The organism is Nocardioides sp. Root122 (genome assembly GCF_001425025.1).
GTDB lineage: Bacteria > Actinomycetota > Actinomycetes > Propionibacteriales > Nocardioidaceae > Nocardioides.
The window spans coordinates 41,086-65,040 of the sequence record NZ_LMDE01000015.1; the positions used below are offsets into that span (position 1 = coordinate 41,086).

The 23,955-nt window shown below is 73.6% G+C and carries 21 protein-coding genes; 10 read left to right on the forward strand and 11 right to left on the reverse strand.

All coding sequences use genetic code 11. The features are described 5' to 3' along the window. Nucleotide 1: 1 nt before the first annotated feature. On the reverse strand, nucleotides 2-3,388 hold the full coding sequence (recC, locus tag ASC64_RS19805) for an exodeoxyribonuclease V subunit gamma (RefSeq protein WP_056909281.1): 3,387 nt from the start codon (nucleotides 3,386-3,388) through the stop codon (nucleotides 2-4). A 328-nt stretch (nucleotides 3,389-3,716) separates the two neighbouring features. On the opposite strand from recC, the gene ASC64_RS19810 reads away from it, so the two are divergent. Then, nucleotides 3,717-4,592 (forward strand): MerR family transcriptional regulator, encoded by an 876-nt coding sequence (locus ASC64_RS19810; protein WP_162245824.1) that lies wholly within the window; start codon nucleotides 3,717-3,719, stop codon nucleotides 4,590-4,592. A gap of 12 nt (nucleotides 4,593-4,604) precedes the next feature. On the opposite strand, the gene ASC64_RS23045 is transcribed toward ASC64_RS19810, so the two are convergent. The 6 genes from ASC64_RS23045 to ASC64_RS19835 form a co-directional block, all read right to left on the reverse strand. Then, on the reverse strand, nucleotides 4,605-4,739 hold the full coding sequence (locus tag ASC64_RS23045) for a hypothetical protein (RefSeq protein WP_268788256.1): 135 nt from the start codon (nucleotides 4,737-4,739) through the stop codon (nucleotides 4,605-4,607). 47 nt (nucleotides 4,740-4,786) lie between these two features. Next, complete coding sequence (locus ASC64_RS19815) at nucleotides 4,787-5,473, reverse strand: hypothetical protein (RefSeq protein ID WP_056909283.1); 687 nt, start codon at nucleotides 5,471-5,473, stop codon at nucleotides 4,787-4,789. After that, nucleotides 5,470-6,699 (reverse strand): NRAMP family divalent metal transporter, encoded by a 1,230-nt coding sequence (locus ASC64_RS19820; RefSeq protein ID WP_056909284.1) that lies wholly within the window; start codon nucleotides 6,697-6,699, stop codon nucleotides 5,470-5,472. The genes ASC64_RS19815 and ASC64_RS19820 overlap by 4 nt, the downstream gene beginning before the upstream one ends. Next, nucleotides 6,696-7,142, reverse strand: a complete 447-nt coding sequence (locus ASC64_RS19825) for a hypothetical protein (protein ID WP_156385309.1) — start codon at nucleotides 7,140-7,142, stop codon at nucleotides 6,696-6,698. Before ASC64_RS19825 ends, ASC64_RS19820 begins: the two co-directional genes overlap by 4 nt. Nucleotides 7,143-7,233: 91 nt before the next feature. Further along, nucleotides 7,234-7,407 (reverse strand): CsbD family protein, encoded by a 174-nt coding sequence (locus ASC64_RS19830; RefSeq protein ID WP_056909286.1) that lies wholly within the window; start codon nucleotides 7,405-7,407, stop codon nucleotides 7,234-7,236. Between the two features lie 26 nt (nucleotides 7,408-7,433). Further along, complete coding sequence (locus tag ASC64_RS19835) at nucleotides 7,434-7,709, reverse strand: DUF7218 family protein (protein WP_056909287.1); 276 nt, start codon at nucleotides 7,707-7,709, stop codon at nucleotides 7,434-7,436. 84 nt (nucleotides 7,710-7,793) lie between these two features. Here ASC64_RS19835 and ASC64_RS19840 point away from each other — a divergent pair, with 84 nt between their 5' ends. The 6 genes from ASC64_RS19840 to ASC64_RS19865 all read left to right on the forward strand — a co-directional run bounded on the left by ASC64_RS19840 (nucleotide 7,794) and on the right by ASC64_RS19865 (nucleotide 14,241). Continuing rightward, complete coding sequence (locus ASC64_RS19840; RefSeq protein WP_056909288.1) at nucleotides 7,794-8,267, forward strand: DUF6328 family protein; 474 nt, start codon at nucleotides 7,794-7,796, stop codon at nucleotides 8,265-8,267. A gap of 54 nt (nucleotides 8,268-8,321) precedes the next feature. Next, on the forward strand, nucleotides 8,322-9,506 hold the full coding sequence (locus tag ASC64_RS19845) for a hypothetical protein (RefSeq protein WP_056909289.1): 1,185 nt from the start codon (nucleotides 8,322-8,324) through the stop codon (nucleotides 9,504-9,506). A 216-nt stretch (nucleotides 9,507-9,722) separates the two neighbouring features. Then, entirely contained in the window at nucleotides 9,723-10,820 is a 1,098-nt protein-coding gene (locus ASC64_RS19850; RefSeq protein WP_056909290.1) for a sugar ABC transporter substrate-binding protein, read from the forward strand. A gap of 116 nt (nucleotides 10,821-10,936) precedes the next feature. Further along, a complete protein-coding gene (locus ASC64_RS19855) occupies nucleotides 10,937-11,713 on the forward strand; it encodes an ATP-binding cassette domain-containing protein (protein ID WP_056909291.1) in 777 nt (258 codons plus the stop codon). 23 nt (nucleotides 11,714-11,736) lie between these two features. Next, on the forward strand, nucleotides 11,737-13,002 hold the full coding sequence (locus ASC64_RS19860) for a sugar ABC transporter permease (protein WP_056909292.1): 1,266 nt from the start codon (nucleotides 11,737-11,739) through the stop codon (nucleotides 13,000-13,002). A gap of 9 nt (nucleotides 13,003-13,011) precedes the next feature. Further along, complete coding sequence (locus tag ASC64_RS19865; RefSeq protein WP_056909293.1) at nucleotides 13,012-14,241, forward strand: ROK family protein; 1,230 nt, start codon at nucleotides 13,012-13,014, stop codon at nucleotides 14,239-14,241. Nucleotides 14,242-14,269: 28 nt separating this feature from the next. Here ASC64_RS19865 and ASC64_RS19870 read toward each other — a convergent pair whose 3' ends face one another. The 3 genes from ASC64_RS19870 to xylB are packed head-to-tail and all read right to left on the reverse strand — an operon-like array spanning nucleotide 14,270 to nucleotide 18,077. Further along, the gene (locus ASC64_RS19870) at nucleotides 14,270-15,472 is read right to left on the reverse strand and encodes an ROK family protein (RefSeq protein ID WP_056909294.1); all 1,203 of its coding nucleotides are present in this window, start codon (nucleotides 15,470-15,472) and stop codon (nucleotides 14,270-14,272) included. A gap of 23 nt (nucleotides 15,473-15,495) precedes the next feature. Further along, entirely contained in the window at nucleotides 15,496-16,662 is a 1,167-nt protein-coding gene (gene xylA, locus ASC64_RS19875; RefSeq protein WP_056909295.1) for a xylose isomerase, read from the reverse strand. Further along, the gene (gene xylB / locus ASC64_RS19880; protein WP_056909296.1) at nucleotides 16,659-18,077 is read right to left on the reverse strand and encodes a xylulokinase; all 1,419 of its coding nucleotides are present in this window, start codon (nucleotides 18,075-18,077) and stop codon (nucleotides 16,659-16,661) included. Before xylB ends, xylA begins: the two co-directional genes overlap by 4 nt. A gap of 127 nt (nucleotides 18,078-18,204) precedes the next feature. Here xylB and ASC64_RS19885 point away from each other — a divergent pair, with 127 nt between their 5' ends. The 3 genes from ASC64_RS19885 to speB are packed head-to-tail and all read left to right on the forward strand — an operon-like array spanning nucleotide 18,205 to nucleotide 20,939. Continuing rightward, a complete protein-coding gene (locus ASC64_RS19885; protein WP_056909297.1) occupies nucleotides 18,205-18,780 on the forward strand; it encodes a TetR/AcrR family transcriptional regulator in 576 nt (191 codons plus the stop codon). After that, the gene (locus tag ASC64_RS19890) at nucleotides 18,777-19,910 is read left to right on the forward strand and encodes an SGNH/GDSL hydrolase family protein (RefSeq protein WP_056909298.1); all 1,134 of its coding nucleotides are present in this window, start codon (nucleotides 18,777-18,779) and stop codon (nucleotides 19,908-19,910) included. Before ASC64_RS19885 ends, ASC64_RS19890 begins: the two co-directional genes overlap by 4 nt. 18 nt (nucleotides 19,911-19,928) lie before the next feature. Further along, nucleotides 19,929-20,939: an agmatinase gene (gene speB / locus ASC64_RS19895; RefSeq protein ID WP_056909299.1), complete on the forward strand. Its 1,011-nt coding sequence runs from the start codon at nucleotides 19,929-19,931 to the stop codon at nucleotides 20,937-20,939. Here speB and ASC64_RS19900 read toward each other — a convergent pair. Further along, the gene (locus tag ASC64_RS19900) at nucleotides 20,936-23,854 is read right to left on the reverse strand and encodes an ATP-binding protein (protein ID WP_156385310.1); all 2,919 of its coding nucleotides are present in this window, start codon (nucleotides 23,852-23,854) and stop codon (nucleotides 20,936-20,938) included. The two genes, speB and ASC64_RS19900, sit on opposite strands and share 4 nt — an antisense overlap. Nucleotides 23,855-23,955: the final 101 nt, after the last annotated feature.

Genomic DNA, 23,955 nt, shown 5'->3' on the forward strand with positions numbered 1-23,955 from the left:
CTCAGATCCCCCGCACCAGCTCGTGGGACAGCAGGGGCGACCAGACCCGGAGGGCGTAGTGGCCGAGCCGGTGCGGCGCCCGGCCGCCCTCGGACACCCCGCCGGCCACCTCGTCGGGGAGCAGCGGCGCGGCGAGCACGTCGTAGGGGGCGGCCTCGCCCCAGGCGCGGACGTGCCACTGGTCGCCGTCCTCCTTGGGGAAGCCGGAGTCGTTGAAGCGCGGGGTCACCCACTCGGCCCGCGCCTTGGCGTCGGGGTCGGCCTGGCTGCCGCCCCGCTCGCCGATGGCGAACTCCTCGGCGAACGCCAGGCTGGTCCGCACCGGGAGCGGCAGCGGCTCGCACTGCCCCCGCTCCATCACCGCGACGAGGTCGCGGAGCAGGGTGCGGGCGTCGTCGTCGGGCATCGGGGAGATCAGCGCGCGCCGGCCCGCGCGGCCCCAGCGCCCGATGGTGTGGGCCGTCCAGTTCTCGTCGGGGCGCCCGGCCGAGAGGGCGAGCGCGTCGAGCCAGGCGGCGAGACGGTGCTTGGCGCCCAGGCTGGAGTAGCTCACCGCGACCAGGTTGTTGCCGAAGACGTTGCCGACCGTGCCGGTGAGCCGTCGGTCGCCGAGGTCGATGTCGACGTCGAGGGTGCGCTGGACGCCGGAGCGCAACGGGGTCGCGGCCTCCACCAGCGGTCGCACGCGCGTGACGATCTCGGTGAGCATGGTCGAGCCGAGCTCCTCGGGCGGCAGCAGCCCGCGCAGCTGCTCGGCGAGCATCGCGGCCTGCGGGTCGCCGCCGGCGAGGACGTCGTGCACCAGCCGGTCGCCGACCTGCCACTTCTCCAGGCCGTCGAGGCTGATCGGGATGGCGTCCTTGGTCTCGTCGGCGTCGTAGGGGGTGGTGACCCGCAGCCGCTGGCGCAGGAAGCTGCGCACCGGGTGGGCGAAGAAGTCCTGGAGGTCGCTCAGCGAGACCTCCTCAACGGTCGCCGGGGCCGCGAGGGGCCCGGGCACCAGCGACCGCGGTGCAGGCCGGGGCGTGCGGGCTGCCCTGGCGCCGGCCAGGGCGGTGCGGTCGAAGGAGAACGGCCGGTCGGCGGCGCGGACCAGGGCGCCGGACGTCAGGTTGGCCTCGTCGAAGGGCTGCAGCGGGTGCTGGACGAGCACGTCGGCGCGCACCGGCCCGCTGCTGGTGCGGTCGAGCGCGTCGAGCAGCTCACCGAGGGGCACGGCGGGCGGCTTGTCGTCGTTGGTGTGCTCGCCGCGACCGGCGTAGGTGATGACGAGGGTCTCGGTGGCCGCTCCGATGGCGTCGAGCAGGAGCTGGCGGTCCTCGGAGCGGACGTCGCGCTCGCCGGTGAGCGGACGCCGGGCGAGCACGTCGTCGCCGTCGACGGACTCCAGCCGCGGGAAGACGCCGTCGTCGAGGCCGACCAGGCAGACCACGCGGTGCGGCACGGAACGCATCGGCACCATCGTGCAGACGGTCAGCGTGCCGGTGCGGAAGTTGCTCCGGGTGGGTCGCCCCCGGAGCCGGTGCCGCAGCAGGGCTCGTACGTCGGCGTGGCGCAGGCGGGTCTCGTGGTCGCCGACGCCCGCGGAGATGCGGGCCAGCTCGCGGTCGAACTGGGCCACGCGCCATGCGTCGTCGGCGCTGCTCGCGGTGAGGCCGTGCACGGCGCGGCCGAGCGCGGTCGTCCAGTCGGCGACGGAGGTGGCGTCGCCCGCCGCTCGGACGAACGTGTGGAGCCGGTCGACCATCTCCACGAAGGTGCCGACGAGCTCGAGGTGGGCGTCACCGACGTCGTCGAGGGGCAGCGTGGTGCGCACGACCCGGTGGCCGTCGCCCGACATCGCCGCGCCGAGCAGCACCCGCTGCAGGCCGGTCAGCCAGGTGTTCGCGTCGAGGTCGAGCCCGAAGGCGCCGCGGTGGTCGCGGTCGTAGCCCCAGCGGATCGCGGCCTGGTCGACCCAGCGCGCCATCCGCTCGAGGTGGTCGTCGGTGAAGCCGAAGCGCGCCCGGACCGGCTCGGTCGCGGCGAGGTCGAGCACGGCGGTCGCGGTCATCCGGCCGGCGGCCAGCTCGACGAGGTCGGCGGCCACCCCGAGCAGCGGGTTGGTCGCTCCCGGGGACCGGTCGGCGAGCCGGACCCGGAGGCGGTGGGCCGGGTGGCCGACGTCCTCGTGCGCCACGTCGGCCAGGCCGAAGCCGGCCGAGATCAGGGGCGCGTAGGTCTCGATGTCGGGGCACATCACGAGGATGTCGCGGGGCTCCAGGGTCGGGTCGTCCTGGAGCAGGCCGACCAGCACCTCGCGGAGCACGTCGACCTGCCGGGCGGTGCCGTGGCAGGAGTGGACCTGCACGGAGAGGTCACGCGGGGCGCGCTCCCGTCCGGCGAGCGTCGCCGCGTCGGGGACCCGGTTGGCGCGGAGGTCGGCCTGCAGCCAGCCGAGCAGCGTGGCCGGGTCCGCGTGACCGGCCGGAGCCTGCTCGGCGTCGAGACCGCCGAGCGTGCGGCGCAGCTCGCGGGAGTCGCGGCCCAGCGAGGCGAGCAGCGGGTGCCCGACCAGGTCGGCGGACTCGTCGTCGGCGCGCGCGACCGGGCCCTGGTCAGCGGTGGGTGCGAGCGCGGACCAGAGCACCGGCGAGGGCTGGGGGAGCCAGAGGTGGACGTCGCGGTGCTCCCCGAGGGCGCGCAGGAGCTCGACCTCCGTGACCGGCAGGCGCGTGTGCCCGAACAGCGAGAGCCGGCCGGGCAGGTCGAGGTCGTCGAGCCCCCGGGTGCCGTCGCGCAGCCGCTCGAGCGTGGCCGCGTGGCGCACGTCGGGTGCGGGGTCGTCCATCCGGGCGACGAGCCGTCGCCAGAGCTCGGCCTGCCAGCGCAGGTCGGTGTCGAGCATGCGCCCGGCACCGTCGGTGTCCTCGCCGGCCCCCCAGTCGCGCACCAGCTGCGGCCGCTGCACGGCGTAGGAGGAGAACAGGCCGGCGAGCCGGCGCGCCACGGCGTAGCGGCGCGCGCTGCGCTCGTCGGTGGGGTCGCCGCCGCCGAGGTGGCGCCGGAGGTCCTCGAAGCCCGGCTCGTCGAGGCACCCGTCGATGACCGCGAGGAGCGGCCACGCCAGCCGGTCAGGGCTCCACGGGTCCTCGGCGTCGCGGTCGAGCAGCATCGCCACGAGGGAGTGGGGGGTCACGAAGTCCACGCCCGCACACACGCCGTCGCCGCCCCGGGGGCCGACGCCGAGGCGGTGGGACAGGCGCTGGGTCAGCCAGCGCTCGACGCCGCGCGCAGGCACGACGACCACCTCGCGGGCGAACGGGTCGGGCAGGGGGGTGACCAGCAGGTCGGCCAGGCCGTCCGCGAGCGCATCGGTCCGCTCGGCCGTGTGGAGGTGCAGGGTCACGACGCCACCCTATGAGCGGGCACCGACGCTGTCCGGCCGGGCGTCGAGCACGCCGGCGGGACGGGGACCGGTCACCGGAGGGTGGAAGGCGCCCCCCGGTGACCGGAGCGGGTCAGGAGCGGTTCTCGATCTCCTCGGCCCGGGCGGCGTCCATGCGCCAGATCACGAAGCAACCGACAATGGCGACGAGGATCGCCACGGTGCTGATGAGGATCATGCTGACCATGGGGATCTCCTGGGGTGGTGGACCAATAGTTCTACAAGCATGTATAAGTTACTTCGACACGTTTGGCAAGGGTTCCGGGTGATCGAATCGGGAGGGATGGTCATGCACGAGGGACTGCACGAGCAGGTGGACAACCGGGTGGACGAGGGGTTCAGCATCGGCGTGCTCGCCTCCCGCACGGGGGTCACCCCCGGCGTGCTCCGGGCGTGGGAGAGCCGCTTCGGCTTCCCAGCGGGCCGACGCTCGCCCGCCGGCCACCGTCGCTTCACCGACGCGGACGTGCAGCGCGTGCGCGAGGTGATCGAGGTCCGCGACAGCGGCGTCCCGCTGCAGCTCGCCATCGACTCGGTCTCCCGCCGTGAGTCCGCCGGCCCCCCGGAATCGGTGCACGCCGCCCTTGTCCGCGAGTTCCCCGAGCTCCGCCCGCAGCGCCTGGGGCGGCCCGCCCTCGTCGCGGCGTCGTACGCCGTCGAGGACGAGTCGCTCGCCCGTGCCGACCGCCCGGTGGTCCTCGGCGCCTTCCAGAGCGGCTACAACTTCGGCCGCGCGCGGCACCGCTGGGACGAGCTCGCGCGCACGGCCGCGTGGAGCGCCGTCGTGGCGGACTTCGCGTCCGAGGACCTCCCCGCCGACCCCGCGGCCCGTCCGGCCCGGTGCCAGCTGCCGCCCGGGTCGCCGATGCGACGCGAGTGGGTCGTGGTCAGCGTCAGCGCCGGGTTCGCGGCGGTGGTGTCGGCCTGGGAGGTGCCGACCCGGCCGGGCGAGGAGCCCGCGTTCGAGTCCGTCCTCAGCACGCACCGCCCGGTCGCGCTCGCTGCCGCGCGCGTGCTGGTGGCCGCCGCCCGGGCGACGGGCGCCACCCCGCCCCCCTCCGTCGGGGAGCTGCTCGACGACGTCACGCCGCGTGCGGCGACTCCCGCGGTCGAGGCCGACCGCGTCTGGTTGCGGGCGCTCGCCCACCTCGACCCGCCACGCTGAACGCTGCGCGCCCTACTTCGCCAGGAAGTACACCAGCACGAGCACCGCGAGCGCGGCGACGAGCCCGATGGGGACGAGGGTCACCATGAGGGGTCGCCCGCTCTGCTTGCTCGGGTCGACCTGGTCGGGCTCGTGTCGGGGGTCCATCACGGTGCAGTACCCGGACCCCGGAGGGCCCATGCGGGCGCCGGCGCTCAGTCGTCCTCGTGGTCGCCCGACAGGGGGCGCCGGGGACCGCGGGTGGCCACCGCGCCGCCGGTCCAGTCGACCGCGCACTGCCCGATGTCGACGACCCAGGATCCGCGGTGGAGGCGACGGACCAGCGCGGCGATCGCCCACGGACCCATGTCGCGGTTGCGGTCGTAGCCCAGCAGCGAGCCGGCACCGCCACGACCGACCACCAGCTCGCTGACGACCAGCCCGTGGTCGACCTCCGGTCGCGCACGTACGTCGATGACGCGCCCGTCCCGCTCGCCCTCGTGGCTGACCCTCGCGCCGAGCAGCCCGGTCAGCCGGGCCCGGTCGGGGTCGAGCGCGGGAGCGGGCGGAGCCGCCCCGGCGCGGCGGGTGCGCAGGCGGACGCCGCTGTCGAGGCGGTCGACCAGGGAGAGGTCGATCCGGTCCGGGACGTGCTGGCCGGGGCGCTGCGGGGCGGACGCCACCCACAGCTCGTGCGCACGGCGCGAGATCCGGGGAAGGAGCGCGTTGGCTCCGAGCAGCAGGCCGGAGACCACGAGCCGGCCGTCCTCGGAGCGGGTGAGCTCCACGTCGTCGACCTTGCCGACCAGCGCACCCTCGGCGTCCTCGACCTGGCGGTCGAGCAGGTGCAGGGCGAGGTCGAGCTCGCGGCCGAGGCGCCCGCCGGGCGTCGCCGGGCTCATCGGCCCATCCCTGTCACGACCATCAACGGGATCGCGGCCACGGCCGCCAGCACGATGAGCACCAGGTAGACGGTGCCGAGGGTGTTGGTGATCCGGCCGTTGACATGCTCGCCGACGTAGTCGGGGTCGTTGGCGATGACCAGGATCGGGAAGTAGGTCAACGGCAGCGCGACCGCCGAGAACACGACGGACGCCTCGGTGACGGCGATCGGGTCGATGCCGGTGAGCAGCACGGCGGCCGCGGCGAGGGTGCAGAGCACCAGCACCGTGTGGAACGCGACCGCGGCCTGGGGGCGGACGTACTTGCCCCACTGCGCGCCGACGTACTGCGCGAGCGAGTAGCCCACGGACAGGCCCGTCTCGCAGGCCGCACCGAAGGTCGCGGCGACGAAGCCGAGCACGGCGATCGCCACGCCGACCTTGCCGAGGGCCTCGGCCACGGGGAGCGCGGTCTCGCCGAGCGTGTCGACCATGATCCCGTGCGGCTGGAGCACCACCGCTGCGCAGCCGGCGATCGCCAGCGACAGCAACCCGCCGAGGGGGAAGCCGATGTAGACGTTGGCCCGCATGGTGGCCAGGTCCTTCGCGGTCCACCGCTCCTCGACGCCACCGGAGGAGAAGAAGAACACCTCGTAGGGGGTCATCGCCGCACCGAAGAGCGCGACCGCGTAGTAGGCCCACGTCGTCCAGTCCTCGCCGGCCGGCTTGTCCGCTGTCACCGCCTGGTGTGCCAGCGCGCCCCAGTCGGGGCCCAGCTGCCACAGGGCGACGGCGAAGACGATGAGGGACAGGCCGAGCAGTCCGAGCACGTTCTCGATCGCGCTGAACTTCGCCCGCCACAGCAGCAGCCAGACGGCCAGTGCCACGAACGGGACCACGAGCAGGTAGCTGACGGAGCTCACCAGCTGGAGCGAGAGCGCGACCCCGCCGATCTCGGCGATGAAGGTCAGGAAGGTGACGCCCATCGAGCCGACGAGGTTGAGCAGGCCGACCCGCGGGCCGAGGCGCTCGCGCACCAGGTCGAAGGTCGCCCGTCCACTGACGGCGGCGACCCGTCCGGACATCTCGGCGAACAGGCAGATCCCCACGACGCCGACCACCACCGCGGGGGCGATGGACCAGCCGAAGCGGGCACCGACCTGGGCGTTGGTCACCAGGTCGCCGATGTCCACGAAGCCGCCGATGGCGGTGAGGATGCCGAGCGCGACGGCGAAGAGGCGCTTCACCGCAGCCCCTCCCGCGCCGTGTCCAGATCGTCGGACAGGTCGAGCAACCGGTTGCGCAGCTCGGCGTACGACGACTCGTCCCCCGCGGTCAGCGCGATGCGCGCCTCCCGCACCAGGTCGGACGCGCGCGACAGCAGCTCCCCGACCTCACGGTCCTCCCGTGCCTCACCGGGTGGGGGCTGCTGGGTGGTGACGCCCTCGACGGCGGTGGCGAGCGACTCCTCGGACTCGACGGCGGCGACGCGTGCCGCCCGGCCGGGCAGCCGGTCGTGGGACTGGAGGTAGAGCACCAGCGCGACCGACTCGACCTCACTGGCGGTGTCCTCGAGCGCCTGGGACGTGCTCGAGCGCCAGTCGGCGACCGACGGCTCGGACGGCACGCACCCCGTGAGGGCAAGAGCAAGCACGCCGCTCACGGCGGCGGTCCGCAGCATCGTTCTCATCGGCTCCATCACCAGGCTCGGACGCGAGAACGACCGGTCCCGTCGTGCGTGACGACGGGTCCGGCCGTTGGTCCCCCGAACTGATCCGAGGTCAGCCCTTGAAGGCGTCCTTGATCTTCTCGCCGGCCTGCTTGACGTTGGCGCCCATCTGGTCGCCCTTGCCCTCGGCCTCGAGCTGCTCGTCGTCGGTGGCCTTGCCGGTGGCCTCCTTGGCCTTGCCCTTGAGCTCGTCGCCCTTGTTGTCGATCTTGTCGTCCAGACCCATCAGAGATCCTCTCCTCGGTGAAACGGTCAGTGGTTGCGCAACGCGTCGATCAGCTCGGCCTTCGACATCGAGGAGCGACCCTCGATGTCGAGCTCGGCGGCGCGACTGCGCAGCTCGTCGACGGTGCGGTCCTCGTAGTCCTGCGCCTCGCCGCCGCGGTGGCCGACCTTCGATCGACCCTGGGCGGCGGAGGCGTTGGCGATACGGGCCGCCTTCTCCTTGCTCGCGCCGTCGTCACGCAGCGCCTCGTAGACCTCCGGATCCTTGACCGACGGGCCCGGATCCTTCCTCTTCTCAGCCATGTCCCCACCGTGCCACCCGGGCAATGGGCACGGTTCACCCGTGGGGAGGTGTGCGCCTCCGGTGCCGTGAGTAGCGTCCGGTGGATGCCCGAGCACAACCCGGACGAGACGCGCGAGGAGACGCCCGACGAGCGCGCCGACCGCAACTGGAACGAGCTCCTCCAGGAGCTCCGCGTGAGCCAGACCGGCGTCCAGCTGCTCGCCGGCTTCCTGGTCACGCTCCCCTTCCAGTCCCGGTTCGCGGAGCTCGACTCCTTCCAGCGCGGCTGGTACGTCGGCCTGCTGGCGCTGGCGTTCAGCACGGTGGGGGTGACGCTCGCCCCGGTCGCCGTGCACCGGCGCGTCTTCCAGGACGGCGTGAAGCCCGAGCTGGTGAAGGTCGGTCACCGGCTCACCAGCGTCGCCCTGGGGCTCATCGGCGTGCTGCTGGGCGGGATCACCTTCCTGGTCGTGGACATGGTCTACGACCGCGCGGCTGCCGCGGGCGCCGCGGTGGCGTCGGTCGTCGTCCTCGCCGGCCTGCTGGTCCTCCTGCCCTCGCGCGTCGCGCCGAGGTAGTCGCGCCGAGCTGGTCCTGCCGGCCCCGGCCCCCGGTGCGGCACACTCCGAGGCGTGGAGCTGCGACGCGTGCTGGTGCCGGCCCTCGCCGGCGTGCTGCTGCTGACGGGCTGCACGGAGGACGCTGAGCGTCCCGACGCGCCCGAGGCGGTCACCGTCGCCTGGGCCGAGCAGCCGCTCCCGGCGCCGGCCGGCGCGCCGGGACGCACGGTCGTCCGCGACGCGGTGCAGTGCGGTGACGGGTGGTGGGTCGTCGGCGCGGTGCTGCTCGACCACCCCACGGAGACCCGCGACACCCGTCCGGCCGCCTGGTTCTCCCCCGACCGCGCGTCGTGGACCGCGGTCGAGGTGGACGCCACGACCTACTGGGGGCGCCGCGCGATCCTCGGCTCGGTCGCCTGCTCGCGCGGCAGGATCGCAGTGGTGGGTGCCCGCTCCGGGGGAGCCCACGGGAACCCCCGGGTGACCACCTTCCGCCTCGACGGTGACCGGCTTGTCGACGTGCCCGCCCTGTTCATCCAGTACGGCGGGGTCACCGCCACCAACGTCGGACCCGTCGCCGGTGGGCCGACCGGCTGGCTGATCACGGGCAACCGGACCTCGGGCCCCGGGGTGTGGTTCACCGACGACCCGCGGGAGTTCACCCGCGTCGAGGAGGAGCCCGGCCTGACCGACGACGGCGACCTGGAGTCCCTGGCGCAGGGCGCCGGCTGGTCGGGGGAGGAGTGGGTGCTGGTCGGGTCTGGGGCGCGCACCGGCCGGCACCTCGACCCGGACCCGCTCGCCTGGACCTCGCCCGACGGGCTGACGTGGACACCGGACCCGATGCCGCCCGAGGAGGGCGTGCAGGACGTGCACCGGGTCGTCGCGCTCGACGGGGGGCGCGTGCTCGCCGTCGGTCGCAGCGAGGACGCGTTCGCGGCCTGGGTGCGCGGCGACGACGGCTGGGGTACGGCCGTGGGCTTCGGTGCCGTCGCCGACTCGTGGCGTGGCGCGCCGTACGTCGCGTCGCTGGTGCGCACGCCCGTCGGCGTGCTGGCCACCCTGAGCACCGGCGACCACTACGAGCTGTGGCAGACGTCCGACGGGGCGTCGTGGCAGCGGGCCGGCGTACCGCTCGAGCCGCAGACGGCGGGGGACCACTCCCTGGTCGCCGCCGAGGGCGACGCGCTGCTGCTCGTGGGGGACGCCGGCGACGGCGGGCACGTGTGGTCGGGGACCGTCGAGCCGGCGCAGTAGTGCGTCGGACCAGACCAGTGGTCCAGTGCGGGGCGCCCCGCTCCCGCCTGACCAGGGCCCGGGCAGTGCTGTTTCGATAACGAACCGGTCACGTCCGGTGTCGGGTATTTACGTGACCACTGTCACTCCATATGTTGTGCCGGACAACATATGCGCGGAGGCGTGGCGATCAGCCGTGGACCGACGTGCGATCGAAATCGCTAGGAGGCGGTTCGTGTGAAGCGGAAGCACAGTTTGGTCCTGGTCCCCCTGCTCGGTCTCTCGATGGCGCTCACCGCCTGTGGCGGCGACGACAGCGACTCGGGCGACAGCGGCAGCGACAGCGGCGGCAGCAGCGAGGCGCAGGGCAAGATCGGCGTCATCCTCCCCGACACCGAGTCCTCGGTGCGCTGGGAGAGCGCGGACCGCCCGGCCCTGGAGTCGGCCTTCAAGGAGGCCGGTGTCGACTACGACATCCAGAACGCCGAGGGCGACGCGAACAAGATGACCCAGATCGCCGACTCGATGATCGGCAACGGCGTCACCGTCCTCGCGATCGTCAACCTCGACTCCGAGTCCGGCGCGGCGATCCAGGAGAAGGCCAAGTCCCAGGGCGTGGCCACCATCGACTACGACCGCCTCACCCTCGGTGGCTCCGCCGAGTACTACGTGTCCTTCGACAACACCAAGGTCGGCGAGCTGCAGGGCCAGGGCCTCGCGGACTGCCTCGGCGACAAGGACGCCAACATCGTCTACCTCAACGGCTCGCCCACCGACAACAACGCCACCCTGTTTGCCGAGGGCGCCCACAGCGTGCTCGACGAGATGAGCAACTACAAGGTCGTCGGCGAGCAGGCCGTCCCCGACTGGGACAACGAGCAGGCTGCCACGATCTTCCAGCAGCTCTACACCGCGGCCGACGGCAAGGTCGACGGCGTGCTCGCGGCCAACGACGGTCTCGGCGGCGCGGCCATCAACATCCTCGAGGGCGCCGGCCAGGCCGGCAAGGTCCCGGTCACCGGCCAGGACGCCACCGTCGAGGGCCTGCAGAACGTCCTCTCCGGCACCCAGTGCATGACGGTCTACAAGTCCGCCACGCAGGAGGCCGGCGCGCTGGCCGACGTCGCCATCGCGCTCGCCAACGGCGACAAGGCCGAGACCACCGGCACCACGGTCGACTCCTCGGACGACAGCGAGGTCCCCTCGATCCTGCTCACCCCGCAGTCCATCACCAAGGACAACGTGGGCGACGTGATCGACGACGGCGGCCAGAAGGCCGAGGACGTCTGCGCGGGCAAGTTCGCCAAGCTGTGCCAGAAGGCCGGCATCTCCTGATCCTGATCGGGACAGCCTGACCCTCTGCGGTACGACGACGCCCGGGCCGGACCACTCGGCCCGGGCGTCGTTCCCGTCCTCTCGCACAACAAATTCTGCTGATCGGAAGTGGCTTCATGGTTCAACCGCTGCTCGAGCTGCGCGGAGTCAACAAGAGCTTCGGCGTGGTGCACGTCCTCCACGACGTCGACTTCGCCGTCTACCCGGGGCAGGTCACCGCCCTCGTCGGCGACAACGGCGCCGGCAAGTCGACCCTCGTCAAGATCATCGCCGGCATCTACGGCCGCGACAGTGGCGACTACTACTTCGACGGGCAGAAGGTCGAGGTGCACGGCCCGCGCGACGTCGCCGCCCTCGGCGTCGAGATCGTCTACCAGGACCTTGCGCTGTGCGACAACCTCGACATCGTCCAGAACATGTTCCTCGGCCGTGAGGAGACCTCCCGCCTCGGGCTCGACGAGGTCAGCATGGAGACCCGCGCCCGCGAGACCCTGGCCTCCCTCTCCGTGCGCACCGTGAAGTCGGTCCGCCAGAGCGTGGCCAGCCTCTCCGGCGGCCAGCGCCAGACCGTCGCCATCGCGAAGGCGGTCCTCTGGAACTCCAAGGTCGTGCTCCTCGACGAGCCGACCGCCGCCCTCGGTGTGGCCCAGACCCGCCAGGTGCTCGACCTGGTCCGGCGTCTCGCCGACCACGGGCTCGGCGTCGTGCTGATCTCGCACAACATGGGCGACGTCTTCGAGGTCGCCGACCGCATCACCGCCCTCTACCTCGGCCAGGTGGCCGCGGACGTGCCCGCCAAGGACGTCACGCACAGCCAGGTCGTCGAGCTCATCACCGCTGGACGCTCCGGGGACCTCGGCATCGCCGAGGACTCCGCGAACGCGGCCGTCTGACCCGCCCGGACCGGAGACCACTCATGACCGACGTCACCACCTCGACCCCGTCCGCGGGCTTCGACAACGACAACCGCCAGGCAGCCACGCTCGGCGACGCGTTCCGCGACTACCTCAACCGGCTGCGCGGCGGCGACATGGGCTCGCTCCCGGCCATCTTCGGCCTGGTCGTGCTGTTCGTCGTCTTCACCTCGCTCCACGACCGGTTCCTCACCACCTACAACATGGCCAACCTGGTGATCCAGGCCGGCTCGATCATCGTGCTCGCGATGGGCATCGTCTTCGTGCTGCTGCTCGGCGAGATCGACCTGTCCGCCGGTGTCGCCGGTGGCGCGTCGGCGACGGTGACCACCTTGATGCTGATCGACCACGACTGGATGTGGTGGCTGGCCACCCTCCTCGGCATGGCGGTCGGCGCCGTCATCGGCCTGGCCATCGGATCACTCGTGTCGGTCCTCGGCATCCCGTCGTTCGTCGTCACGCTCGCCTTCTTCCTCGGGCTGCAGGCGGTGCCGCTCAAGCTCATCGGCGCCGGCGGCTCGCTGCGATTCAACGACCCGGTCCTGCGCGGGCTGTCGATCAACAACGTCCCCGTCACAGCGGGCTGGATCGTGGCGGTGCTGATCGTGCTCGGCTTTGCCGCGTTGTCGCTCTACCGCTTCCGCTCCCTGTCGGCCAAGGGCCTGGTCCACCCGCCGATGGCCCTCGTCCTGCTGCGCATCGCCGTGCTCGCCGTGGTCGTCCTCGGGATCACCGCGCTGCTCAACTCCAACCGCGCGCCCAACCCCAACCTGTTCAACATCAGCGGCATCCCCTGGGTGCTCCCCGTGGTGATCGCCCTGCTGCTGTTCTGGACCTTCGTCCTCACCAAGACCCGCTTCGGCCGGCACCTCTACGCGGTCGGCGGCAACGCCGAGGCCGCGCGCCGGGCCGGCATCAACGTGACTCGGGTGCGCATCTCGGCGTTCGTCATCTGCTCGGCCATGGCGGCCGTCGCGGGCCTGCTCTCCGCGTCCTACACCGGCAAGGTGTCGCCGGGAGCCGGTGGCGGCAACGACCTGCTCTACGCCGTGGGCGCCGCGGTCATCGGCGGCACCAGCCTCTTCGGTGGCCGGGGCCGGGCGATGGACGCCGTCGTCGGCGGCCTGGTGATCGCGACGATCCCCAACGGCCTGGGCCTGCTCAACCAGGCGAGCTACATCAACTTCATCGTCACCGGTGGCGTCCTGCTGCTGGCCGCGAGCGTGGATGCGATCTCGCGTCGCCGCCGTTCCTCGGCCGGCGTCTAGGCCACGATCATGAGCCCGCAGCGGCGCGCGGGCCTCGGGACCAACCAGGAGGCCGTCCGGCGCCACAACCTCGGCACGTTGCTCCGGCACGTCCACGGCGCCGGACAGATCTCGCGCGCCGAGCTGACCAGCCTGATGGGGCTCAACCGGAGCACCATCGCCGGGCTGGTCGGTGAGCTCGAGTCCCTGGGCATCTCGGAGCGCGCCATGCCCGCGGACGGCCCGCGGCAGGGAGCCGGGCGCCCGTCCGCCGGGGTACGGATCGCGGCCGAGGGTCCGTTCGTCATCGCGGTCGACCTCGGCGTCGACCGGGCCGTGGTGGCCCGGGTCGGACTGGGTGGGCGGGTGCTGGAGCGGGCGCAGGCGCCGGTCCACAGCGACGGCGAGGCGTGGCAGGTGGGCGCCGCAGTGGCGGCACTCATCCGCCGGGTCGTCGAGGGCGCTCCGGCGGCGGCGCCGCTGGTCGGCATCGGCATCAGCGTCCCCGGCCTGGTCCGGCGCAACGACGGGCTGATCCGGCTGGCGCCGAACCTGGAGTGGCACGACGTGTCCTTCGGCGGCATCGTGCTGGCCGCACTGGGTCTCGACGTCCCGGTGTCGCTCGCCAACGACGCCGACCTCGGTGCGCTCGCCGAGCACATCCGCGGCGCGGGCGTGGGCATCGACGACCTGATCTACGTCTCGGGCAACGTCGGCGTGGGCGCCGGCGTGATCACCGGCGGCGTCCGGCTCGAGGGCGCCGGCGGCTACGCCGGCGAGGTGGGCCACCTCCGCTTCAACCCGCAGGGTCGGCCGTGCCACTGCGGAAACCGCGGCTGCTGGGAGACCGAGGTCGGTGGGCACGCCATCGCCGAGGCGATCAGCTGTCCCCCCGACAAGGTGGCCCAGCTCGACGAGGTGCTCGAGGGCTACACCACGCCGACGCCGGAGCTGCGTGCCACCGGCACCGCCCTCGGCCACGGCCTGGCGAGCATCGTCAACACGTTCAACCCGCGGCTGATCGTGCTCGGCGGCTACTTCCGCTCGCTGTACCCCCTCGTCCGCGGCGAGGTCAACGCCGGCCTCGCCGACCGGGCGCTCCCCGCGCCGCTGGAGTCGGTCACCCTGGCCCTGCCGGGGCTGGGCTCCGACTCGGCCCTGCTCGGCGCGGCCGAGATCGCCCTCGAGCCGCTGTTCGTCGATCCGGTCGCCGCGCTGGGCTCAGCCCTCGTCGACGTCGGCTCGCTCCTCGCCGTCTGAGCCCCGCGCCACCGGCCACCCGGAGGGCTCAGGCCGGCCCCCACGCACCCGGGTCGGCGAGGTCGAGCTCACCGCTGAAGACCGGGCCGAGCGACTGCTCCGCCGCGCCGAGGGCAGCGGCCTGGATGCCGAGCGTGCTCAGCCTCAGCTCGGGGCGCACCTGCACGGCCGAGGCGAGTCGCTCGTCGAGGGTGCGGCGGGCGGGCTCGAGCACGAGGTCGCCCAGCGGCGCGAAGTAGCCGCCGAGCACCACGACCTCGGGGTCGAGCACGCTGCTGAGCATGGCGATGCCCAGGCCGATGTCGCGACCCACCCGGGCCAGCCCGTCCCGCACCGCCGGGTCGTCCGCGGCGCGGGCGGCGACCGCCTCGGCGGTGCGCAGCGGGGTGTCGAGCTCCGGCATGCCGACGGCCGCGAGCATCGCGTGCAGGCCGACCGACGCCTCCCAGCATCCGCGCCGGCCACATCCGCACAGGGCGCTCGAGTCGCCGACGGGCATGTGGCCGACCTCGCCGGCGAACCCGGCGCCGCCACGCATGAGCTCACCGTCCTGGACGATGCCGGCGCCGATGCCGACGGTGCCCGTGAGGTAGAGCGCGTGGGCGACCCCGACCGCGGCGCCGTGGTGTGACTCGGCGTACGCCGCACAGTTGGCGTCGTTGCTCAGCCGGACCCGGCCGCCGGGCACGAGCGCGCCGATCGCGTCGGCCAGCCCGGCGCCCTCGACGGCGAGGTTGGGTGCCCACGCCACCGTGCGGTTGTCCCCGCGCACCAGGGCGGGGACGGCCAGCGTGCTCCCGACGACGGTCCGGTCCGGACCGGCGTGCCCGGCGACGGCGTCGCGGGCGAGCTCGAGCAGGGCGCCGTTGACCGCGTGCCGGCTCTCGCTGAAGAGGACCTCGCCGGCCAGGTCGAGCACCACGGCCGAGACGTAGTCGACGTTGAGCTCGAGCCCGAGGGCGACGAAGCGGTCACCCGCCAGCCGGACCGGGCGGCCCGGGCGGCCGCGGACGCCCGGGCGCGAGCCACCCTCCGCCACGGCGCCGGCCGCCTCGAGGTCGGCCACGATCACGCTGATCGTCGCCTTGGCCAGGCCGGTCTGCTTGGCCAGCTCCGCCCGGGTGGAGGCGCCCTGCTGGCGCAGGGCGCGCAGCACCACCGCGGTGTTCTGACGACGCAGCCCCTCGGTGCCGGCGGTCGGCTTCGCCGGTCCGGTCGAGGGGCTGGTCATGGTGCGAGGGATGGTCGGACGTCTCAGCGGACGCCGTAGAGGTGCTCGAGCGCGAGCTGGTCGAGGTGCTCGGTCGCCGCACCGATCGTGGCGAGCGCCTCCGGGTCCGGGAGCGGCCAGTCGAGGAGCTGCTGCCAGCCCTCGCCGTCACCGAGCGTGGGCTGGGCGAGCTCCGGGAGCCGGGCGGCCTCGAGCGCTGCCTGCACCTCGGGGTCGGCCCGGAAGGCCTTCACCTTCTCGCGCAGGATCAGGTAGTTGCGCATGTTGGCCGCGGCGCTGACCCACACGCCGTCCTCGTCCTCGATGCGGGAGGGCTTGAAGTCGAAGTGCACCGGGCCGTCGTAGCCGCCGGCGAGCAGCGCGTCGACCACCCAGAAGGCACCGCGCACGTTGCCGGCGCCGAAGCGCAGGTCCTGGTCGTACTTCGGGCCGTTCTGGCCGTTGAGGTCGATGTGGTAGAGCTTGCCCTGCCACAGCGCCTGCGCGTAGCCGGCGGCAGCGTTCATGCCGGCCATCTCCTCGTGCCCGATCTCCGGGTTCACGCCGACCAGCTCGGGGCGCTCCAGCTGGTTGATGAACGCCAGCGCGTGGCCGATCGTCGGCAGCAGGATGTCGCCGCGGGGCTCGTTGGGCTTGGGCTCGATCGCGAAGCGCAGGTCGTAGCCCTTCTCTACGACGTAGTCGCCGAGGAGGTCGAAGGCCTCCTTCATCCGGTCGAGGGCCACGGCGGTGTCCTGGGAGGCGCCGTACTCCGCGCCCTCGCGCCCGCCCCAGGCGACGTACACCTTCGCGCCGAGCTCGGCGGCGAGGTCGATGTTGCGCATCACCTTGCGGAGCGCGAAGCGGCGGATCTCGCGGTTGTTGTTGGTGAAGCCGCCGGCCTTGAAGACCGGGTGGCTGAACAGGTTGGTGGTGGCGGTGGTGACCACCAGGCCGGTGTCGGCGAGACCCTTCTTGAACCGGTCGATGATCGCGTCGCGGGTCGCGTCGTCGCTGCCGAACGGGATCACGTCGTCGTCGTGGAAGTTGACGCCGTAGGCGCCGAGCTCGGCGAGCTTCTCGAGCGAGTGCACGGTGTCCATCGGCGGACGGGTCGCCCCGCCGAACGGGTCGACGCCCTGCCAGCCGACGGTCCAGAGACCGAAGGAGAACTTGTCCTCGGGGGTGGGGGTGGGGATCTGGGTGCTCATCGGGTGCCTTCCGTTCGGGTGGTCGGGGGAGTGGTCCAGGGAGCGGTGCGCTCGCGGAGGTCGGCGTAGGACTCGCGCACCTGCGAGGTCGGGTCGGCCTCGAGGACCGTGGTCTCGGGGGACGGCCACTGCGGGGGCTCGGTCGTCCCGGCGAGCGCCCAGGCAGCCTGCCGGGCCGCGCCGAGGGCGACGTACTCCGAGGGCGGCGGGAGGGTGACGGGCGCACCGAGCACGGCGGGAGCCAGGGCGCGCAGGGCCGCGCTGCGGGTCGCGCCGCCGACCATCAGCAGCCGGCGCGGCTGCTCGCCGGTCGCCGCTACGAGGGCGTCGACCGCGTCGGCGAGGGAGCAGAGCAGCGCTTCGTACGACGCCCGCGCGAGGTCGGCGCGCGTGGTGGCGGGCGTCAGGCCGGTCCAGGTGCCGACGGCGTCCGGACGGTTGGGGGTGCGCTCGCCGCCGTAGTAGGGGAGGAAGGTGGCCCCGCCAGCTCCGGGTGTGGAGCCCAGGGCGAGGTCGGCCAGCTGGTCGTGGTCGACGTCGAGCCAGCGGGCCTGCAGGTCCAGGATGCCGGCGGCGTTCATGGTCGTGACCATCGGCAGGAAGCCGCCGCTCGCGTCGGCGAAGCCGGTGACCACGCCGGTGCCGTCGGCGACGGCCGTCGTGCTGATCGCCGACGCGACGCCGGAGGTGCCGACCGAGACGAGGACGTCACCCGGCTGCAGGGCCATGCCGAGGGCGGCGCCCATGTTGTCGCCGGTGCCACCGGCCAGCAGCGCGCCGGTCGCGGTCTGCCCGGCCGCGGCGCCGGGGGCGACGAGGCGCGGCAGGGCCGCTCCGTGCCCGAGGGCGAGCTCGAGGAGGTCGGGACGCCACTCGCCGTCGGCGGTCGCGAAGTAGCCGGTGCCGGAGGCGTCGCCGCGGTCGGTGAACGCGTCAGTCCCCGGCGCGGCCAGGTGGAGCGAGACGTGGTCGTGCGGCAGCCGCACGCTCGCCACCCTCGCGGCCCGCTCGGGCTCGTGGTCGCGCAGCCACCGCAGCTTGGCGGAGGTGAACGAGGCGACCAGGACGCTGCCGATCGCGTCGGCGCAGGCCTGGGGCCCGCCCATCTCGTCGATCAGGTCACGGGCGGCACCGGCCGAGCGGGTGTCGTTCCAGAGCAGCGCGTCGCGGACCGGCCTGCCGGACTCGTCGAGGGCGACCATGCCGTGCTGCTGGCCGGCGACCGCGACGGCGTCGGCGCGAGCGAGCAGGCCGTCGGTCGCCGTGTCGACGGCGCTGAGCCAGGCCGCCGGGTCGACCTCGGTGCCGGGAGGGTGCGGGGCCGTGCGCTGGTCGACCACCGTCCCGTCGTCCGCGTCGACGAGCAGCGCTTTGGTCGACTGGGTCGAGGAGTCGATGCCGAGGACGAGAGCCACGTCACTATTAAGTACGAGACTCGAACTAAAGTCAAGGTGGTCTGGCCGGGTCCGGTCCCCGCTCGTGGAATGGCCGAGCCATACCTAAAAGCTTTAGGATAAAGCACAACCAACGAAGGGAGTCGTCGTGCCTCGTGTCGGACTGACCAGCGACCGCGTCACGCGCGCGGCCGCCGACCTCGCCGACGAGGTCGGGCTCGACGCGGTGACGCTGACCGCGCTCGCCAGGACCTTCGACGTCGCGGTGCCGAGCCTCTACTCGCACGTCCGCAACCCCGCCGACGTACGCACGCGGGTCGCGCTGCTCGCCCTGGAGGAGACCGCCGACCTCGCCGCCGACGCACTGGCCGGGGTCAGCGGTCGCGACGCGATCGCCGCGCTGGGCGGGGTCTGGCGGTCCTACGCCAGGCGCCACCCGGGCCGCTACGCCGCGACCCGGCTGCCCCTCGACCGGGAGACCGCGGCCGCGAGCGCCGGGCCGCGGCACGCCGAGCTGACCCGTGCGGTGCTCCGCGGCTACCGCCTCGACGACGCCGACACCACCCACGCCGTACGCCTCCTCGGTGCGACGTTCCACGGCTACGCCGCGCTCGACGCCGCCGGCGCGTTCGGCCACGGCACCGCCGTGCCCACCTCCGACGAGACCTGGGAGCGCGTGCTCGACGGCCTCGACAACCTCATCCGATCCTGGGAGACCTCATGACCGACCAGATTGACCAGACCGACCTGCCCGCCCTCGTCCACGGGGCGCTCGAGCTCGAGGACACCGGTCGCGGCCTGCTGCCGCACCGGCTGCCGGCCTGGGCCCGCGCCCAGACCGACGACCCGCAGCTCCACCTGGTCGAGGCCCAGCCCGCCGGCGTACGCCTGGCGATGCGCACGAGCGCCACCCGGCTCGAGCTCGACGTGCTGCCGGTGAAGCGGCAGTACGCCGGTGTCCCGCCGCGGCCCGACGGCACCTACGACGTCCTCGTCGACGGCGAGCTCGTCGAGCGGCTGAGCGCCCCGGGTGGCGACGTGCTGCTCGTCGACATGATGACCGGCGCCAACACCTGGGAGCCGGGCGAGCCCACCACGCTGGTGGTCGCCCTGCCGGCCGGCGAGAAGGACGTCGAGGTCTGGCTGCCGCACGACGAGCAGACGGAGCTGGTCGACCTCCGGGCCGATGCGCCCGTGGCTCCCCTCTCCCCGACCGGGCCGCGGTGGGTGCACCACGGCAGCTCGATCAGCCACGGGTCGGTGGCGACGTACCCCACCGAGACCTGGCCCGTCGTCGCGGCCCGCCTGGCCGGCCTCGACCTCGTCAACCTCGGCCTCGGCGGCAGCGCCCTGCTCGACCCGTTCGTCGCGCGCACCATCCGCGACACCCCCGCCGACCTGATCAGCCTCAAGCTCGGCATCAACCTCGTCAACCAGGACCTCGTCCGCCGTCGTGCCCTCGGCCCAGCCGTGCACGGCTACCTCGACACGATCCGCGACGGCCACCCCGAGACCCCGGTCCGACTGGTCTCGCCGATCTTCTGCGGCATGCACGAGTCCGTGCCGGGGCCGACCGGCGTGGACATGTCCGGGATCGCCGAGGGGCGCGTCGGGTTCGTCGCCGAGGGCGACCCGGCCGCGGTGGCCCGTGGCGGCGTCACGCTCGAGGTCGTCCGCGAGGTGCTGGCCGAGGTCGTCGCACGCCGCGACGACCCGCACCTGTCGTACGTCGACGGGCTCGCGCTCTACGGCCCGGCCGACGCCGAGCGGCTCCCGCTCCCCGACGACCTCCACCCCGACTCCGAGACCCACCGGCTCATCGGCGAGCGCTTCGCGGCGCTGGGGGACTGGTAGCCCCCTAGCATCGGACCCATGGCTCGCTACGGCGCTCAGTTCGGCCCCGACATCACCTTCCTGGGCGTGCCCGCCTGCGACCTCGACGACGAGTCGACCTACGCCGATGCCGACGTGGTGGTCGTCGGCGCTCCCTTCGACGGCGGCACGTCGCACCGGCCGGGCACCCGCTTCGGGCCGCAGGCCATCCGGATGACCGACTACCTCCCGCACGACGGCTCGCGTCCCTCCCTGGCGCTGCGCACCGACGGGCTCCAGGACCTGAAGGTCGTCGACGCCGGCGACGTCGAGCTCCCGCCCGGCGACATCGAGACCACCCTCGGCCGGCTCGAGGCCGTGGTGGAGAAGGTGGCGCGCGCCGGCGCGATCCCGGTCATCCTCGGCGGCGACCACTCCATCGCCTACCCGGACGCCAAGGGCGTCGCCAACGTCCTCGGCCACGGCCGCGTCTCGATGATCCACTTCGACGCGCACGCCGACACCGGCGACATCGAGTTCGGCTCGCTGTGGGGGCACGGCCAGCCGATGCGCCGGCTCATCGAGTCGGGGGCGCTGCGCGGCGACCGCTTCCTCCAGGTCGGCCTGCGCGGCTACTGGCCCGGACCGGAGACCCTCGACTGGATGGCGGCCGAGAGCATGCGGTCCTACGAGATGACCGAGATCGTGCACCGTGGCCTGACGGAGTGCCTGACCGAGGCGTTCGGCATCGCCACCGACGAGTGCGAGGGCGTCTTCCTCTCCGTCGACATCGACGTCTGCGACCCCGGCCACGCGCCCGGCACGGGCACCCCCGAGCCCGGCGGGCTCTCCGCCCGCGAGCTCCTCGACTCCGTACGCCGGATCTGCCTCGAGCTGCCGGTCGTCGGCATCGACGTGGTGGAGGTCAGCCCGCCCTACGACCACGCCGACATCACCGCCGCCCTCGCCAACCGCGTCGTCCTCGAGGCGCTCTCCGCCATCGCCCGCAGGCGGCAGGACAGCCGCGACGGCACCACCTGGGACCCCGCCCGGCCCCTGCTGGACCGCTAGGCGGGACGGCGGAGGGCCGCGATCAGCGCAAGGAGCGGGGCGTGCTCCTTCGCCTGCTGGGCCGCCCGTCGCAGCAACCGGTCCGCAGCCGCTGCCTGCCCGCTCGCGACGGCCACCTGCGCGGCGCGCCACCGGGCGTACGCCGCGTCGTGCGGGCGCTCGAGCCGGTCCCACTGGCGCGCCACGGCCACCCAGGCGTCGACGGTCTGCCGGTCCGCGAGCCGCGCCCGCTCGGCGGCGTACGCCGCGGCGTAGGCGGGTGTCGCGACGTCCATGTGGTCGTCGAGGTCCGGCGGCAGGGCATCCATCGCCCCCACGAGGCGGTCGACCGTGACGCCCAGCTCGCGGCGGCGCCCTGGCCGCGCGTCTCGAGGAGTCGCGACGACGATGTCTGCAGCGGACCGGGCGAGCAGCAGGAGCGCCCCGATCCCCGCTCGCGGGAAGCCGCCGGCGATGCGACGCTCGAGATCGCCGACGAGCAGGTCGAACGCCGTCTGGGGCTCGCACCGCCAGAGGCGGACCTCCGCGACGAACGGGACGAAGAAGACCCGCAGGGTGGGGACGATCTCGTCGAGGGCTCCGAGTCCGTCATGCGCGTCCGGCCGCCCGCGAAGCGTGTCGAGCATGGCGCGCGCGAGGTACAGAGGCGCTCGGTCCCCCACCAGCGGACCTGCGGTGAGAGGGTCGATCGTGGCGGCCGCCTCCGCGACCCTCCCGGCCACCCAGGCCGCCTCGGCGAAGTTCCAGGTGAGGTTCGCCGTCCCCCAGTCGTCGATGCCCCACGAGTCCGCGACCTCCAGCCCACGGCGTGCAGCAACCCGGACCTCGTCGTGACGCGCTCCCTCGAGGCGCAGGAGGTAGGAGTAGTCCTGCGCGGAGCGGATGTCGCCCAGCGGGTCCGGGCGGGGTGTCGCGAGCGCCGCCAGGTCGGCGACTCGCCCGAGCGCCGTCCGGTCACCGGTGAGGTAGTCGTGCGTGGCCTTGCGCAAGGAAGCCTCCCGGTGCCTCACCGGGTCTCCCAGGGCGCCACTCACGTCCACTGCAGCGGACCAGGCGGCAGACGCCTCGTCGTCCCGTCCGAGCTCGGCCAGCGCCTCGGCCCGCGAGCTCAGTGCGACCAGGTGGCCGGGTGAGGGCGGGAGGGGGGAGAGCAGCTCGATCGCGCGGTCCAGCAGGGGCAGTCCGGCTGCGGGCTCGCGGAAGAAGGTCCGGTAGCCGCCGGCGCGGGCGTACACCTCACCGGCCTCGAGCGGAGTGAGCTCCGCGGCCCAGGAGAGCGCACCCTCCACGATCTCGACCGAGCGCGGGATCTCTCCCGAGTAGTCCAGCGCGTCGATGGCCCCCCGACAGGCGGCCCAACGGCTGACCGCCGGCGTCCCCGCGGACGCGGCACCGGGGGGCCACAGCTCCAGCACGCGGAGCCACTGGACGGCGGCGTTGGCGAGGGCGAAGCGTTCCTCCGACGCCTTCGCGGCACGCACGCGCCAGTCCAGCTCCTCGCTGCGGTCTCCGGCGGCCTCCCAGTGCGCCGCCACCTCGGCCGCCGACGGAGCCGGACCCGCACCGAGCACCTCCGCCAGCCGGCGGTGCAGGTCCGCGCCCTCGCTCGCCACGACGGCACGGCGGATCGCCTCGGCGAGGAGCGGGTGCCCCAGCTGGACCTCGCGCGCCGAGACGTCGAACAGCAGGCGGCGTCCGGCGAGGGACCTGAGGCCGAGGGTGACGCCCTCGGTCGGGAGCCCGGTGACGGCGACCAGCTCGCGCGCGTCGAGCGGTCGGTCGGCGACGCCGAGTGTCGTCGCCACCGACCACGCCTCGGGACCCAGCCCCTGCAGCCGTTGGTCGAGCACGTCGGTCAGGGCACCGGGCAGGTTGTCGCCGGTCGAGGTGTCGGCGGCGAGGTGCTCGGTGAAGAGGGGATGGCCGCGGCTGCGGCCGTGGACCCGGTCGACGATGGCGGGCTCGACCGGCCAGGGCAGCAGCTGGGCGAGCTGGTCGGCGGTCTCGTCCCGGGTCAGCGGAGCCAGCTCGAGCACCTGCACGCCCGCGAGCCGGCGTACGCGCAAGAGCCAGGCGAGCGCCTCGGGACCGGTGTCCGGGTCGACGGTCCGCCAGGTCCCCAGCACGGGTGCGCGCAGGCCACGCGTCGCGAGGTGCTCGAGCAGGTCGAAGGTGGCGGCGTCGGACCAGTGGAGGTCCTCGACGAGCAGCGCGAGCGGGCGGGAGGCAGCGAGGGCGGCCACTGTCGCCTCCACGGCTGCGAACAGGCGTTGACGGGCCCAGTCGTCCTGCACGTCCGGCGCGGGGTCGGCCACCTCGAGCTCGGGCAGCAGGTGACGCAGGGCACCCGGCACGTAGGCCGGGCAGCCGGCGAGCGCCGCGGTGAGCCAGTGTCCGTCGTCGACGGACAGCACCGCCTGCAGCACGTCCGCCACCGGCAGCATCGGGACCTCGGTCGACAGGCGCAGGCAGTGCCCCGCCGCCACGAACACCTCGTCCGCCTCGAGTCGTGCCGCAGTCCCGACCAGTCGCGTCTTGCCCATGCCCGCCTCGCCCGTCACGAGCAGGAGCCCGCTCCCGGAGGTGAGGTGCCGCCGGACCTGCGGCAGCCCGCGGCGGCGACCGGCAAGGACCGGAGGGACCGCGGGCGCCGTCGCCCCGCCGGTCGCGGCGACCCACAGCGCCTTGAGCTCGCCCGCGTCTCCGCCCATGGACTCGACCAGCAGCTCGACGATGCCCCACGCCGGCACGCGGGACGAGGAGAACACCTTGGAGACCGTCGTGTGGCTGCACCCCACGTGCTGGGCGAGGACGCGCAGCCCCGGCCGTCCCGCGCGCTGGTGCAGCTCGTGGAGAGCCTCGTTGAGGTCGCGATGTGCCCCACGAGGCAGGTCTGGTCGTGGCAGCGCGCCCACAGGACCTCCTCGCACGTGCGACGGGCACTCCTCAGGATGCGCCGCCACGAGGCCGCTGTCACGGCACTTCCGCCGCCGCTCCGCCCGCAGCGGATCCGCCG

Bases quoted from the DNA above. Each gene is read 5' to 3' on its own strand.
- ASC64_RS19860 (WP_056909292.1), top strand. From the start codon at position 11,737: ATGACCGACGTCACCACCTCGACCCCGTCCGCGGGCTTCGACAACGAC.
- ASC64_RS19855 (WP_056909291.1), top strand. From the start codon at position 10,937: ATGGTTCAACCGCTGCTCGAGCTGCGCGGAGTCAACAAGAGCTTCGGC.
- ASC64_RS23045 (WP_268788256.1), bottom strand. From the start codon at position 4,739: ATGGACCCCCGACACGAGCCCGACCAGGTCGACCCGAGCAAGCAGAGC.
- ASC64_RS19825 (WP_156385309.1), bottom strand. From the start codon at position 7,142: ATGAGAACGATGCTGCGGACCGCCGCCGTGAGCGGCGTGCTTGCTCTT.
- ASC64_RS19835 (WP_056909287.1), bottom strand. From the start codon at position 7,709: ATGGCTGAGAAGAGGAAGGATCCGGGCCCGTCGGTCAAGGATCCGGAG.
- ASC64_RS19865 (WP_056909293.1), top strand. From the start codon at position 13,012: ATGAGCCCGCAGCGGCGCGCGGGCCTCGGGACCAACCAGGAGGCCGTC.
- speB (WP_056909299.1), top strand. From the start codon at position 19,929: ATGGCTCGCTACGGCGCTCAGTTCGGCCCCGACATCACCTTCCTGGGC.
- ASC64_RS19815 (WP_056909283.1), bottom strand. From the start codon at position 5,473: ATGAGCCCGGCGACGCCCGGCGGGCGCCTCGGCCGCGAGCTCGACCTC.
- ASC64_RS19890 (WP_056909298.1), top strand. From the start codon at position 18,777: ATGACCGACCAGATTGACCAGACCGACCTGCCCGCCCTCGTCCACGGG.
- xylA (WP_056909295.1), bottom strand. From the start codon at position 16,662: ATGAGCACCCAGATCCCCACCCCCACCCCCGAGGACAAGTTCTCCTTC.
- ASC64_RS19870 (WP_056909294.1), bottom strand. From the start codon at position 15,472: ATGACCAGCCCCTCGACCGGACCGGCGAAGCCGACCGCCGGCACCGAG.
- ASC64_RS19830 (WP_056909286.1), bottom strand. From the start codon at position 7,407: ATGGGTCTGGACGACAAGATCGACAACAAGGGCGACGAGCTCAAGGGC.
- ASC64_RS19840 (WP_056909288.1), top strand. From the start codon at position 7,794: ATGCCCGAGCACAACCCGGACGAGACGCGCGAGGAGACGCCCGACGAG.
- ASC64_RS19810 (WP_162245824.1), top strand. From the start codon at position 3,717: ATGCACGAGGGACTGCACGAGCAGGTGGACAACCGGGTGGACGAGGGG.